Raw genomic sequence first — 14,174 nt, forward strand, 5'->3', positions numbered from 1 at the left:
CGTCGCTACAGCCGCTCGACGCGTTCACCCTCGGTGAGCACACCGCGGGTGTCGAGCACGAGCCTGGCCTTCGCCTCGACCATGTCGAGGTCGAATGCGGCGTGCTGCTGCAGGAGCAGCGTCACGTCCGCGTTGATCACGGCCTCGGCCAGATCCTCCTCACGCGGCACCGCGGTGCCGTCTACCGACCACTCCTTGACGTACGGGTCCGCGAACGACAGCTCGGCGCCCAGCTCCAGCAGCGCACGCGCCACAGGGAGCGCCGGGGTCTCACGTTCGTCGGCGATGTCCGGTTTGTAGGTGACGCCGAGCATAACGACTCTGGCGCCGTTCACGGCCTTCTTATGCCGGTTGAGCAGACGCTGGACGCGGGCCACCACGTACGACGGCATCCGCTCGTTGATCTCCTGCGCCAGCTCCACGAACCTGAACGGGTAGCCGAGCTTGCGCACCGTGTACGACAGGTACGACGGGTCGACGGGGATGCAGTGCCCGCCGACGCCCGGACCGGGCAGGAACTTCTGGAAGCCGAACGGCTTGGTCGCCGCGGCCTCGATCGACTCCCACAGGTCGATCCCGAGCTCGTCGCAGAAGATCGCCATCTCGTTGACGAGCGCGATGTTGACGTGCCGGTAGGTGTTCTCGAGCAGCTTGGCCATCTCGGCCTCACGGGTACCGCTGACGGGCACCACCTGCTCGATGAACTGCCCGTAGAACCCCGTGGCGCGGTCGCGGCAGGTCGCCGTGTAGCCGCCCACGACCTTGGGCGTGTTCCGCAGCCCGAACTTGGGGTTGCCCGGGTCGATGCGCTCGGGCGAGAAGGCGAGGTGGAAGTCCTCACCCGCGACGAGCCCTGAGGTCTCCAGCAGGGGCCTGGCCACCTCGTCGGTGGTGCCGGGCCAGGTGGTGGACTCGAGCACGACGAGCGTGCCCTTGCTCAGGTTGCGGGCGACGGTCCTGGTGGCGCCCTCCACGGCGGACAGGTCCGGGCGGTGGTCCTCGTCCAGCGGGGTGGGCACGCAGATGACGATCGTGTTGCTTCTGGCGAGCACGGTCTCGTCGAGCGTGGCGCTGAACCCGTTGGCCAGCATGTGCTCGAGGTCGGCGTCGGTCAGGTCATCGATGTAGGACTGCCCGGCGTTGAGCGCGTCGACCTTGGCGGGGTCGACGTCCACGCCGACGACCCGCAGGCCGGCGTTGACTGCCTCCTTGGCGAGGGGCATGCCGACGTAGCCGAGGCCGATGACAGCCAAGTCGATTTCTGTCACAGCAGTGCCTTAGAGAGCCGGAAACAACACTTCATGGTCGCAAAGGTTATCTCAAGTCCACCTAGCTCACGCCTAATGCGACCGAACCCGTCGTAAGTGACAGCGAACATGAAGGTCATCATTCGGTAAGAGAGCGGTATAGAGCACGGTAAGTCTCGGCAACGCGGCTCCAAGTCCGCTTCGCCGCCACTTCCTCCCGTCCTGCCTCACCCATCTCGGCACGCCGGGACGGGTCCTCGCGCAGCCCCGCGATGGCCTTGGCGAGCGCGGCCGGATCGCCCGGCGGCACGAGGAGACCGGCGCCGTCGGAGCCGACGAGCTCGGACAGGGCGGGCAGGTCACTGAGCACGACCGGCTTGCCGAGCGCCATCGCCTCGACGGGTTTCAATGGCGTAACAAGTCGGCATACCCGCAGATCCTCGCGCGGGCAGGCGAAGATGTCGATCGCGTCCTGGGCCTGCAGCGCCTCATCGGGGCCGACCCGGCCCGGGAGGACGGCGTCCTCGAGGCCCAGCTCCTCGACCAGCGCCAGGAGGTTGTCGCGCTCGGCGCCGTCGCCCACGATGAGCACCCGCACGGGCGTGCGGTCGTCACGCAGCAGCGCGGCGGCCCGCAGCAGGGTGGCGAACCCCTCGTAGGCCACGATGCTGGACACGGAGCCGACGACGATCTCGTTGGGCGCGATGCCGTACGCGTCCCTGAACGACGCCCCGTCGTAGTGCGCGGTCAGCAGCGTGTCGTCCACGGCGTTGGGCGCCAGGTGGATCCGCTCCCGGGGCACCCCACGCTCGACGATCTCCGTGGCCATGGTCTCGGCCAGCGTGACCACGGCGTCGGCCTCCCGCATGAGGAACGCCTCGCGCTCGCGCTGGAGCACGTGCCGCTCGCTGCCCACGCGGATCGGGTCGCGGGAGGCCCAGGTCTCCTCCAGGAAGCCGCGCACCTCGTACACGAACGGCGTGCCCGTCCTGTCGCGCACGGCGTGCGCCACGGAGCCGTTGCGGTGGTCGGTGGCGGCGTGCAGGACCTGCGGCCTGAGCTGTTCGACGAGCTTCGTGACGGCGTCGGCGCCCTTGACCATGCGCCCGCGCATCTCGAACGGCATCTCGCCGTGCCCGTCCGGCAGCAGCCGGTAGTAGGGGATGCCGTCGATCTCCTCGAACGGCGACGCGTCCGCGTGCCCCTGGAACATCGGCCAGCCCCAGCTGGAGGCCACGTGCGGGTCGAGCCCCGCGGCCTGCTGCGAGGTGACGATGCGGTGGGTGCGGACGGTGTAGCCCGCCTGCGTGTACGGCAGCGCGTTCGTGACCAAGTGCAGCACCCGCCCTTGGACGCGCTCCGTGATGGCCACCTTGGGCCCGGGCGGGATGGGGTCGGGGCTGATCGCGGCCAGCTCACCCCGGTAGTAGGCCGCCCTGCGCTTGACGAACGGGTACTTGGTGTGGGCTTCGAGCACGGCGGCGGCCTCGCTCACCCGGCCGGCGTTCCACAGCTCCTTGGCCTCGTTCCACGGGCCCTTGACCACCCGCATGCCGAACTTGCGCACCACGCGCCGGGCCCGCCGCGCGGCCGGCCAGGCCACGCTGCCCACGACGGGGCGCAGCCGGGGCGGAAGCGCGTCGGCCGCGGCCTGTGCCACGCGGACCGGGTCGGATTTGACCTTCGTCACGACGACGCGGGAGACGATGATCGGGTGCTGGACGAAGCCTTTGAGAAGTCCACCGACGCCGGCACGGGCGGACTTCGCGGAAACCTTTGAGGAGTCTTGACGACTGGCGTCGGATGCCACGCCGTGACCGTACCATAGGCAACGTTTTTCCCCTTCCGCTATGAAAGGCGAGGTCAATGAGGGAGAACCCCCTGGTCCTGCACGTATTGGGTGCTCGTCCCAATTTCGTGAAAGCGGCCCCGGTGGTGCGGGCACTCGGTGAACTCGGCGTGCGGCAGGGCATCATCCACACTGGTCAGCACTATGACGCGCTGATGTCCGACGTCTTCTTCGCCGATCTCGGACTGCCCGAGCCCGTGGCGAATCTGGGGGTCGGCTCGGGCACGCACGCCAAGCAGACCGCGGCGCTGCTCGTCGGCCTGGAGGAGGTCGTCCAGGAGCAGCAGCCCGACCTGGTCGTGGTCTACGGCGACGTGAACTCGACGCTGGCCGCGATCCTGGTCTGCGCCAAGCTGGGCGTCAGGACCGCGCACGTGGAGGCGGGGCTGCGCTCGTTCGACCGGGGCATGCCGGAGGAGGTCAACCGGGTCGTCACCGACGCGCTGGCCGACCTGCTCTTCGCCACCTCGCCCGAGGCGCTGTCCTACCTGGCGAACGAGGGCGTGCCCGCGTCCAAGGTGCACCTGGTGGGCAACCCCATGATCGACAGCCTCTACGCGGCGCTGCCGTCGCTGGACCCCGCCCCCGTGGTCGAGCGGCTCGGCATACCGGCCCGTTATGCCGTGGCGACCTTGCACAGGCCCGCGAACGTGGACACGCCGGAGGCCGCCAAGGAGCTGGTCGACGCGGTGCTGGAGGTCTCGCGGCAGATCCCGGTCGTGGTGCCGATCCACCCGCGCGGCAAGGCCCGCCTGGCCGCCGCCGGCCTGGTCGACAGCGAGACGGTCAAGGTGGTCGACCCGCTGGGCTATGTGGACTTTCTCTCACTCGTACGCGGCGCCGCCCTGGTCGTCACGGACTCCGGCGGCGTCCAGGAGGAGACGACCGTGCTGGGCGTCCCCTGCCTGACCCTGCGCCCCAACACCGAGCGGCCGATCACGATCACGCACGGCACGAACCGGCTGGTCACGCCCGCTCTGCTGCCTGCCGCCGCGGAGAAGGCGCTGGCGGACGGCGCCGCCACGCCGGCCGGCGAGCTGCCGGTGCTCTGGGACGGCCAGGCCGGGCCGCGGATCGCGAAGGTGATCTCCGCCTGGCTGAAGGGCGACAACCTCGCCCCTGCGTCTCAGGCCAAACGCCCCGAATAGCGGCCTTGTCCGCCGTAATATGACAAACCTCCGCTAAGCGATAGGCGTATCACCATGGCCGAAACCCCCGAAGAGCCCACGTACCAGCGGCTCGGCCCCGTCAACTGGCTGCCCGAGGAGCGCAAGCTCGTCGAGCGATTCGAGGCCGAGGTCAGGGAGCTCCGGAGGCGGCTGGAGATCGCCGAAGCGAAGGCCGCGTACGCGACCTGGAAGCTGGAGGCGACGCAGGCGAAGCGGACGTTCAAGCTGGGCGAGGCCCTGGGCTCGAAGAGCCCGGGGAAGATCGTCCAGGCGGTCCGGTCGAAGGAGAAGGCGCCCAAGCCGCCCACCCCGGTCACCGAGGCGATCGAGACGGCCAACCACCGGCCGCCGCTGGTCGAGGTGCCGGCGGTGAAGTGGCCGAAGGGGCCGGTCAACAGGCCGGACCTGAAGGTCGCGGTGATCCTGGACGACTTTTCCAGGATGGCCTTCAAGTACGAGTGGGACCAGATCGAGTTCGGGCTCAAGGACTGGCCGGAGATCTTCGCCGAGAAGCGGCCCGACCTGCTGTTCTGCGAGTCGGCCTGGCACGGGAACCAGGGGCGCTGGCGCTACCAGATGACCGGCACCAACGCGCCCAAGGAGCCGCTGCGCGACCTGGTGGCCTGGTGCAGGCAGGAGGGCATCCCGACGGTCTTCTGGAACAAGGAGGACCCGCCGAACTTCGACTTCTTCATCGACACGGCCAAGCTGTTCGACTACGTGTTCACCTGCGACGGTGACATGCTGCCGAAATATCGGGAAATTTTGGGACATGATCGGGTTGATGTGCTGCAGTTCGCGGCCCAGCCCCGCGTGCACAACCCGATCCAGCAGCGGCAGGGCCGCCTGCACGACGTGGTCTTCGCCGGGATGTACTTCCGTGACAAGCATCCCGAGCGGCGCGAGCAGATGGAGACCGTGCTCGACCCCGTCAGGGAGCTCGGGCTGCACATCTTCGCGCGCAACGGCGAGGTGGACGAGAAGTACGCCTGGCCGGAGAAGTACCGGCCGCACATCGTGGGCGAGCTCCCGTACGACCAGATGCTGGCCGCGTACCGGATGTACAAGGTCTTCCTCAACGTCAACTCGGTGCTCGAATCTCCGACCATGTGCGCCCGCCGGGTCTTCGAGCTGTCCGCCTGCGCCACGCCGGTCGTGTCGGGGTGGTCGCGGGCCGTCGAGGAGACCTTCGGCGACCTCATCCCCATCGCGCGGGAGCCGGTCGAGTCGTACAACCAGGTCCTGCACCTGATCAACAGCCCCGAGCTGCGGGCCAGGATGGGCCACCTGGCGATGCGCGAGGTCTTCGACAAGCACCTGTTCTCGCACCGGGTGGACCAGATCCTGCAGAACCTCGGGCACCGGGTGGAGCCCCGGTCCCGCTCGATCTCGGTCGTGCTGCCCACCAACCGCGCCTCCCAGATCGAGCACGCCATCTCCTCGGTGGCCCGCCAGATCCACCGGCCGCTCCAGCTCGTCATGGTGCTGCACGGGCTGGACATCGACCCGGTGGTGGTCGCCGACAAGGCCCGCATGGCGGGGATCACGGACGTCGTGGTCCTGCCCGCCGACGCGTCGCAGTCGCTCGGCGCGTGCATGAACATGGGCATCGCCGCCGCCGAGGGCGACCTGATCGCGAAGATGGACGACGACAACCTGTACGGCGACCATTACCTGTCGGACCTGGTGCGCGCGTTCGACTACTCGGACGCCGAACTGGTCGGCAAGGGGGCGCACTACGCGTACTTCGAGGGCCGCAACACCACGATGCTGCGGCTGCCCGGCCTGGAGCACCGCTACTCGTTCCTGGTGCAGGGCGGCACGTTCCTCGGCAAGGCCGACATGTTCCGCTCGTACGGGTTCGCCGACATCACCCGCGGCGAGGACACCCATCTGGTGCGGCGGCTGAAGGAGGACTCCGTCAAGATCTACTCGGCGGACCGGTTCAACTTCGTCTACTGGCGCAGTGCGGACACCTCGATGCACACCTGGCAGGCCGACCACATCAAGCTGACCCGCAACGCGCAGTTCTCCTTCGTCGGCCGCCCCGACGACCACGTCCTCATCTGACGGGCGGCTGGTCCCGCCGGGGTCAGTGGGTGGCCTGTGCGAGGTTCTGGTCGGCGAGGCGGGCCAGCTCGAACAGCCCCTGCGGCTTCACCCGCTGCCCGACCACGAGCATGCTCATGATCAACGTCCCCCGCCTGATCATGACGGAGCCGATCTGCGCGTTCTTCTTTCCGCCCGCCGCCGTGGTGAGGTAGGCCCGCGACTGGTCGCCCCTGGCCGGCATGGCCAGCGTGCGGGTCCGGTAGGCCACCTTGGTGCCCTCGACCTCCGCGGTGTACGAGGCGCACTGCTTGGGCAGCGGCTCGGGGAAGGCCGCGGACGGCAGCGACACGACGGCCTGCGTGATGGAGCCGCGGTCGGCGGCGAAGGAGATCACCGCCGCGGGCGCCTGGGCGACGTCGGGCTCGGCGGCGTCGAGCTGGGCCGCCCCCGCGCACTCGGGCCGCTGCAGCTTGGCCTGGCGCATCGCCTCCAGGCCGAGCTGGGTGGCCTTGAGCGAGCCGAACGCGCCCAGCTCGGGGCCGTACGCGACGTGCATGCCCTTGGGCACCGGCAGCAGGGCGTCGCGGAGCCTGGCCGTGTCGGCGGACGCCTGCGGGCCGGGCAGCCGCGTCCCCGTGGGGACGGCCGACGGGGTCGTGTCCCCGCCGGAACATCCGGCGATCGCCACCATACTCAGGAATATGCCGGAAATGGCCTTCAGCATGGGCTCTCCACATCGCTCTGACGGCATTTTTAAAAACGCTAGAGGAAGTGAAGAGTAAGGAAACGGGTAACGTCGCTATTCGCGGGATTAAGTGGTTTTACGAGCGATTTCCGGTTCTGCTCCGTTTGGCGTTCCGCTGGGCGTTCCACCGTTGAGCAGGGCCCTGGCCAGGCCGAATCCGGCGCCGCCGAGCGTGAGCGCCTTGGCGAGCATTTCCTCGACGCCCTGCGCGCCGTTCAGCACCACCATGTGATCGACGTTTCCGAACGCCTTCGAGCCCGCCTCGACGATTTCCGGCCAGCGCTCGGCGAGTTGCTGGGCGATGACCGCCTCCTGGTTCTCCTTGAGCGCCTGGGAGCGTGCCCTGATCGCCTGGGCCTCCGCCAGGCCCTTGGCCGACGACGCCTCGGCCTCTGCCAGGCCCAGCGCCTTGGCGGCCTCCGCCTGGGCCAGACCGCGGGCCTGCGCCGCCTGGGCCTCCGCCTCACCGGTGATCTTCGTGGCGGCTCCCGCGGCCTCGCCGCGCAGCCGTACCGACTCGGCCTCGGCCGCGGCGGCCAGCTTGACCTGGGAGGCCTGCGCGGCGGCGCGCAGCTCGGTCTCCTTCGCCTCGGCCTCCGCCTGCGCGATGCGGGCGTCCCGCTCGGCCTGGGAGAGCGTGACGGTCTCGTACGCCTTGGCGTCGGCGGGCTTGCGCACCTGCGACTGGAGCCGCTGCTCGGCGAGCTGGGCCTCCAGCTCGGCGGCCTTCGTCTCCTGGACGACCACCTCCTGGCGGGCGGTCGCCTCCGACAGCGGCCCCGCCTGCCGGGCGGTGGCCATGGCCCGGTCGATCTCGGCCTGGTAGGCGGCCTCCTTGATGCGGGAGTCCCGGCGGGCGGCGGCCATGTTCGCCGCGGCGATCTGCTCCGCCTCGGTGGCCTCCTGGTCACGCTGGGCCTGGGCGATGCGGGCGGTCGCGGCGACCTTGGCGGCGTGCGGCTTGCCGAGGTTGACGATGTAGCCGGTCTCGTCGTCGATCTCCTGGATCTGCAGCGAGTCCACGATGAGGCCGAGCTTGCTCATCTCGTCGGCGGCCGACGCCCTGGTCTCGCTGGTCAGGCGCTCGCGGTTGAGAATGAGGTCCTCGATGGTGAGGTTGCCGATGATCGAGCGCAGGTGGCCGGTGAACAGCTCGTGGATCGCGCTGGTCATGAAGTCCTGCTGGTCGAGGAAGCGGCGGGCGGCGTTGGCGATGGAGGACAGGTCGTCGCCGACCTTGTAGATCACCACGCCGCGGATGTGCACGGGGATGCCCTGCTGGGTGACGCACGAGACCTGGAGGTTGGCGGCCCTGGTGTCCAGCCGCAACCGCCTGGCCGCCTGGAACCCCGGCAGCACCGCCGTGCCCTTGCCAGTAATGATCTTGAAGCCCAGGCTGTCCACGCCCTCGCCCCGGCGGCGGGCGCCCAGGCCGGAGATGATCAGGGCCTCGTTGGGCTCCGCGACCCGCCACACGGCCTTGAACAGCAGGATGATGACGACGGCCGCGACGGCGACACCGGCGGCGGCGATGTAGAGCTCGGGGGACATCGGAGGGCCTCCCTCAGACAAGTGCTCTGGCCACGTAGACCGTCCGCGGGGGGAAGTACTCGACGACGACCACGATGGATCCGGTGCCGAACTCCTCGTCGGGCACGCTCGGATGGGCGTAGAACGCCTCCACGCCGCCCCTGACCGGGATCATGACCTCGCCGACGAGCCCTGGGCCGATCTTCCCCGTGACCCTGCCCTGCTTGCCGACCACCGGACTCCCCCCGCTCGCGATATTCCGGACGCTACTCCAAACGGGCATTCGCGGTAATAGCCCGCGCAAAATGTTCCCCGGAGCGCTGCGCGTCGCTCGCCAGAGGTTTCGCCTGTCTGCTGATGATCCGCCATGAGCTCCACTCCGCGAGACCTCGTGACGAACCATCCCATTTCCCGCCGCGACTTCTTCGACGGGATGGCGCTGGGGTTCGTGGCTGCTGAGAGCCCTCGCGGGAGCGCGTCCCCGCCCGAGCCATTCACCGTGCGCGGCGGGGCGCCGGCCGCGCTCAGCGTGCCGCACGCGCTGCGGGACGGGCGTTTCTGGCGGCACGCGGGCCGGCCGGAGCCGACCGGCGAGAGCTACGACCTGGCGGTGGTCGGCGGCGGCACGAGCGGGGCGAGCGCGGCGCGCGAATGGCTGCGGCGCCGTCCCGGCGACAGCGTCCTCGTCCTCGACAACCACGACAGGATCTCGTTCTCCGGCCCGGCCCGCTTCGGGCCGCAGGAGGACGGCGTGATGTGCGACCGGGAGACCTTCGGCTCCGACACGCTGGTCAGGCTCACCCCCGGCTGGCCCGCCCGGCTGCCGGTCGCCGAGCGGGCCAGGCAGGACCTGCTCATGCTGCACCGCGATCCGCCCGACTGGTTCCCCGGACTCTCGGCGGAGGAGAAGCACGAGCGGCTGGCGGGACTGACCTACTCGCGCTTCCTCTTGGAGGTCTGCGGGGCGCACCCCGACGTCGAGCGGTTCTGCCGGACCATGTCGTGCCGGGCGTGGGGGTACGACACCCGGGCGTTCGGGGCGATCGACGCCTGGGGCACCGGCTTTCCCGGGTTCGGCGGGCTGGGGCTCGACCGGGGCAAGCCGTCGCGGTTCAACTCACCCAGCGTGAAGGAGGGGCCGGCCGAGGCCGTCGCCGCGCCGCTGGACGGCCGGGTGCTGTTCCGCCCGTCCAGCCCGGTCGTGTCCGTACGCGACGGCGCCGCCTCGGCGACCGTGGGCTACTTCGACGGCCACCAGGTCATGACCGTCGAGGCCCGGGCGGTGATCCTGGCCTGCTGGAGTGCGGTCATCCCGTACCTCGTGCCCGACCTGCCCCTTGACCAGCGGCGGGCGCTGAGCCTGGCCGTCAGGGTGCCGCTGCTGCACGCCACGGTGCGCGTGCGCGACCCGGGGGCCTGGCGGCGGGTCGGCGTCCGCCGGGTCCGCTGGACCGGTGCGTACTGGTGCCTGTCCGAGCTGGCGCCGCCGTCCGAGGTGCGCCTGCTGGCCACGCCCTGCCGTTCGGAGCTGGGGCCCGACCGGGGCTCGGTGGCGGGCAGGCAGGAGCTGTTCAGGACTCCGTACAGCCATCTGGAGCAGACCGTACGCGACCAGCTCGGCCGGCTGCTGGGCCCCGGCGGCTTCGACCCGGCCAGGGACATCGAGGCGATCACGGTCGACCGCTGGGGGCACGGGAGATCGCCCGAGTACTGCCGCCCCTGGCACGCGTTCTACCCGGACGGGCCGTTCCCGGCGGACGCGGCGCGCAGGCGGTTCGGCCGGATCGCCATCGCGGGCTCCGACTCGGAGCCCGGGGCCGGTGGCGCCGTCACGGCTGCCGTGCGCGCCGTGGAGGAGCTGGCGGGGTGAGGCCGTGAGAGCGCGATCCCGCTGGTAGCGCCACCCGGGCCATGGCGTGGATCGTCCGGGCTGCAGGATCTTGTCCCAATAATCCCGGTAATGAACGTGTTCCTCCCACTGCGCCGGAACCATAAACGATGCTAGTCTCCTATGCGATCTTCCGGAGGTGTATTTACACAAGGTGTGGAAATGCCCCGGACTTGAGGTTGGGACATGGGCTCGCGAAACCGGTCTATTCGGTTCAAGATCTTCTTATTGCTGCTGCTACCGCTCCTGTCTCTGAGCGCGCTCTGGGGTTTCGTCCTCAACCTCACCATGGGCGACGCCCAGTCACTGCTCCGCGCCAACACCCTCTACCGGACGATCGGCCTCACCTCCACCGACCTGGGACTACAGCTGCAGGCCGAGCGGGTACGCTCCGCCGAGACGCTCACTACGCGTAAGCTCACCACGGCCCTCGGCGCCCAGCGCGCCCGCACCGACAGGTCCGTCACCGACTTCAAGCTGGCCGTCATGGAGGCCGGCAGCGCGGTCAGCGGCGACCTGCGCCTGCCCCTCGACTCCCTTGACTCCGCCCTCGACCGGCTCGGCCCGGTCAGGGCCGAGATCGACGGCGGCCTCGGCTCCCGCCTCGCCGGGCTCGACGAGTACAACCGCATCCTCGACGCGATCTTCACCCTCTACGACCACCTGGTCTCCGTCTCCGACCTGGCGATCTTCCAGCAGGCCTCCTCGCTGCAGGCCATGGGCATGGCCAGGGAGTACATCGCCAGGGAGAACGCGCTGATCATCGGGGCGATGGCCGACCACCGGCTCACCCAGCCGGAGGCGGCCGCCTTCACCGAGTACGCGGCCTCCAGGAAGTTCCTGCACGCGCGCGGCCTCGCCGGGCTCGACGTGCAGCTGCGCAAGCCGTACGAGGAGGTCTTCGCCGGCGAGCCGTTCCTCACCTTCGCCACCATGGAGGCCCGGATCACGAGGACCGGCGCCCCGCCGGTCAGCTCCGACAGCTGGAACCAGACGATCAACAGGCTCACGACCCGGCTCGACCGGCTCGGCGCCTCCTCGGCGGACATCCTGGCCAAGCGCGCGTCCGAGGCCGCCACCGGCACCATCGTCGAGATCTCCGTCGCGGGCGGCCTCGGCTTGATCGCGGTGCTCGCGTCGATCATCATCTCTGTACGGTTCGGCCGTCGCCTGGCCGGAGAGCTGGCCGGGCTCCGTTCCGCCGCCGTCGAGCTGTCGCAGGCGCGCCTGCCCGACATCGTGGAGCGGCTGCGCCGGGGCGCGGACGTCGACGTGAAGAAGGAGGCCAAGGCGATCAAGGTGAGCGGTTCCGCTGAGATCACCGACGTGGCCAGGGCCTTCGGCTCCGTGCAGCGCACCGCCGTGACGGCGGCGGTCGGCCAGGCCGCCCTGCGGCACGGGGTCGGCCAGGTCTTCCTCAACCTCGCCCGGCGCAAGCAGGGCCTGCTGCACCGCCAGCTCGCGCTGCTGGACGGCATGCAGCGGCGTACGCACGACCCTGACCGGCTGGAGGAGCTCTTCCGGCTCGACCACCTGACCACCCGCATGCGCCGGCACGCGGAGAGCCTGATGATCCTCTCCGGGGCCGAGCCCGGGCGGGCCTGGCGCAAGCCGGTGCCCCTGATCGACATCGTCAGGGCCGCCATCGCGGAGGTCGAGGACTACACCAGGGTGAACGTCGACAACATGCCGGCCGGCGCGGTCGACGGCACGGCCGCGGCCGACGTCACCCACCTGCTGGCCGAGCTTGTCGAGAACGCCACCATCTACTCGCCGCCCGACACCACGGTCCAGGTACGCGGCGACCTGGTGAGCAACGGATACGTCATCGAGGTCGAGGACAGAGGGCTCGGGCTGTCGACCGGCGAGTACGCCGCGTTCAACGCCCTGCTCGCCGCGCCACCGGAGTTCGACCTGGCCGACAGCGACAGGCTCGGCCTGTTCGTGGTGGCCAGGCTGTCGGAGCGGCACGGGATCAAGGTGCTGCTGCGGCGCTCGCCCTTCGGCGGCACCGCGGCCGTCGTGCTCGTGCCCCGGTCGATGGTGACCGAGCAGGCGGCGCTGGGCGCGGGTGACGGCAAGGCGGAGCTGCCGAGCCGTACGCGGAAGAAGGCGCTCGCCGTGGTGACCTCGGGCACCCACGCGGGGCTGCCCAGGCGGGTGCGCCAGGCCAACCTGGCGGCCCAGCTCAAGGAGCAGCCCGGCGAGCCGGAGTCGCGTGGGCAGGAGCGGCCCGCCGAGCAGGAGCCGCGGCCCGAACGCTCTCCCGACGAGGTCAGGGACTTGTTCTCCGCCTTCCAGCGGGGAACCCAACGCGCCCGAGAAGAAGCCTCTGAGGAGGGGCCATGAGTAAGGGGGATGCATGACTGCGCCGAGCACCAACACCGGTGAGCTGAACTGGCTGCTGGACGACCTGACCACCCGGGTCGCCGCCGTGCGCCAGGCGGTCCTCTTGTCGACCGACGGTCTGGCCGTGGGTTACTCCCAGGGGTTGTCCCGGGAGGACGCCGAGCATCTGTCGGCTGTGGCGGCCGGGTTCCAGAGCCTGGCCCGTGGCACGGGACGCCATTTCGGCGGCGGCGACGTGCGCCAGACCATTGTGGAGATGGAGTCGGCGTTCCTGTTCGTCACCGCGGCGGGACAGGGCACCTGTCTGGCCGTGATCGCCGATGCGAACGTGGACGTCGGCCAGATCGCCTACGAGATGGCGATGCTGGTCAAGCGGGTGGGCCAGCACATCACCACCAATCCGCGCGCTGGAGCGTCATGAGCCATAGCCCGCAGTGGTTCGATGAGGAGGCGGGGCCCGTCGTCCGGCCCTATGCTCTCATCCGCGGTCGCACGCGCTCCTCTGGAGACGCGTTCGACCTCGTGGCATCCGTGCGCGCCATCGGCGACCCGACTGGCGAGCTCGATCCCGAGCAACAACTGATCCTGCGGGCAGCCCGTAACCCGATCTCGGTGGCCGACCTGGCCGTCGAGCTCGACCTGCCCGTCGGCGTCGTCCGGGTCCTGCTGGGCGACCTGCGTGACCACGGCCTCATCTCGGTGACGTCGCCCTCCGCCGGAGGGTCGCGGTCGAATGAGCGCATTCTCAAGGAAGTGATCAATGGACTCCGTGCTCTCTGAGGACCCCGTCGCCCTGAAGATTCTCATCGCGGGAGGGTTCGGCGTCGGCAAGACCACCCTGGTCGGGTCGATCAGCGAGATCAAGCCGCTGCGCACGGAGGAGGTGCTCTCCGACCGCGGTATCGGGGTCGACGACCTCGATGGCGTGGAGGCCAAGAACACCACGACCGTGGCGATGGACTTCGGTCGCATCACCATCCGCGACGGGCTGGTCGTGTACCTGTTCGGGACGCCCGGACAGGAGCGGTTCTGGTTCATGTGGGACGAGCTGTCCCACGGCGCGCTGGGCGCGGTCGTGATCGCGGACACGCGGCGGCTGACCGACTGCTTCCCGTCCCTCGACTACTTCGAGCAGCGGGGCACGCCGTTCGTGGTCGCGGTCAACTGCTTCGACGGGGCCGCCAGCCACAGCGTGGACGACGTGCGCATCGCGCTGGACCTGGACGACGACGTGCCGATCATGCTCTGCGACGTGCGGCGGCGCGCGTCCGCCAAGGAAGTCATGATCACCCTGGTCGAGCACTCCCTGCGCACGCTGACCTCGGCGAACTAGCGACCTCCTGCG

The 14,174-nt window shown here is 69.9% G+C and carries 12 protein-coding genes; 7 read left to right on the forward strand and 5 right to left on the reverse strand.

Translation table 11 applies throughout. The annotated features are described in order from the left end of the window. Positions 1–5: 5 nt before the first annotated feature. Entirely contained in the window at positions 6–1,268 is a 1,263-nt protein-coding gene (locus AB0H84_RS03825; RefSeq protein WP_357597640.1) for a nucleotide sugar dehydrogenase, read from the reverse strand. Between the two features lie 118 nt (positions 1,269–1,386). After that, positions 1,387–2,937: a glycosyltransferase family 4 protein gene (locus AB0H84_RS03830; RefSeq protein ID WP_357597643.1), complete on the reverse strand. Its 1,551-nt coding sequence runs from the start codon at positions 2,935–2,937 to the stop codon at positions 1,387–1,389. Between the two features lie 176 nt (positions 2,938–3,113). Here AB0H84_RS03830 and wecB point away from each other — a divergent pair, with 176 nt between their 5' ends. Next, on the forward strand, positions 3,114–4,244 hold the full coding sequence (gene wecB, locus AB0H84_RS03835; protein ID WP_357597646.1) for a UDP-N-acetylglucosamine 2-epimerase (non-hydrolyzing): 1,131 nt from the start codon (positions 3,114–3,116) through the stop codon (positions 4,242–4,244). 54 nt (positions 4,245–4,298) lie between these two features. Continuing rightward, the gene (locus tag AB0H84_RS03840) at positions 4,299–6,335 is read left to right on the forward strand and encodes a glycosyltransferase (protein ID WP_357597648.1); all 2,037 of its coding nucleotides are present in this window, start codon (positions 4,299–4,301) and stop codon (positions 6,333–6,335) included. Positions 6,336–6,357: 22 nt separating this feature from the next. Here the strand turns inward: AB0H84_RS03840 and AB0H84_RS03845 are convergent, their stop codons facing one another. The 3 genes from AB0H84_RS03845 to AB0H84_RS03855 all read right to left on the reverse strand — a co-directional run bounded on the left by AB0H84_RS03845 (position 6,358) and on the right by AB0H84_RS03855 (position 8,827). Continuing rightward, positions 6,358–7,041 carry a hypothetical protein gene (locus tag AB0H84_RS03845; protein ID WP_357597650.1) on the reverse strand — a complete coding sequence of 228 codons (684 nt, stop codon included), beginning with the start codon at positions 7,039–7,041 and terminating at the stop codon, positions 6,358–6,360. Between the two features lie 87 nt (positions 7,042–7,128). Beyond that, entirely contained in the window at positions 7,129–8,613 is a 1,485-nt protein-coding gene (locus AB0H84_RS03850; RefSeq protein WP_357597653.1) for an SPFH domain-containing protein, read from the reverse strand. Between the two features lie 13 nt (positions 8,614–8,626). Further along, a complete protein-coding gene (locus AB0H84_RS03855; protein ID WP_357597656.1) occupies positions 8,627–8,827 on the reverse strand; it encodes a hypothetical protein in 201 nt (66 codons plus the stop codon). Positions 8,828–8,959: 132 nt separating this feature from the next. Here AB0H84_RS03855 and AB0H84_RS03860 point away from each other — a divergent pair, with 132 nt between their 5' ends. The 5 genes from AB0H84_RS03860 (at position 8,960) to AB0H84_RS03880 (ending at position 14,162) form a co-directional block, all read left to right on the forward strand. Then, entirely contained in the window at positions 8,960–10,462 is a 1,503-nt protein-coding gene (locus AB0H84_RS03860) for an NAD(P)-binding protein (RefSeq protein ID WP_357597659.1), read from the forward strand. A gap of 246 nt (positions 10,463–10,708) precedes the next feature. Beyond that, positions 10,709–12,829, forward strand: coding sequence for a nitrate- and nitrite sensing domain-containing protein (locus AB0H84_RS03865; protein WP_357597662.1), 2,121 nt, complete (start codon positions 10,709–10,711; stop codon positions 12,827–12,829). Positions 12,830–12,842: 13 nt separating this feature from the next. Continuing rightward, on the forward strand, positions 12,843–13,250 hold the full coding sequence (locus tag AB0H84_RS03870; RefSeq protein WP_357597664.1) for a roadblock/LC7 domain-containing protein: 408 nt from the start codon (positions 12,843–12,845) through the stop codon (positions 13,248–13,250). Then, a complete protein-coding gene (locus AB0H84_RS03875) occupies positions 13,247–13,609 on the forward strand; it encodes a DUF742 domain-containing protein (protein WP_357597667.1) in 363 nt (120 codons plus the stop codon). The genes AB0H84_RS03870 and AB0H84_RS03875 overlap by 4 nt, the downstream gene beginning before the upstream one ends. Beyond that, positions 13,590–14,162, forward strand: a complete 573-nt coding sequence (locus AB0H84_RS03880; RefSeq protein ID WP_357597670.1) for an ATP/GTP-binding protein — start codon at positions 13,590–13,592, stop codon at positions 14,160–14,162. Before AB0H84_RS03875 ends, AB0H84_RS03880 begins: the two co-directional genes overlap by 20 nt. The last annotated feature ends 12 nt before the right edge of the window (positions 14,163–14,174 follow it).

Origin of the sequence: Nonomuraea sp. NPDC050786 (genome assembly GCF_040654115.1) — a bacterium.
In the GTDB taxonomy this organism is placed as follows: domain Bacteria; phylum Actinomycetota; class Actinomycetes; order Streptosporangiales; family Streptosporangiaceae; genus Nonomuraea.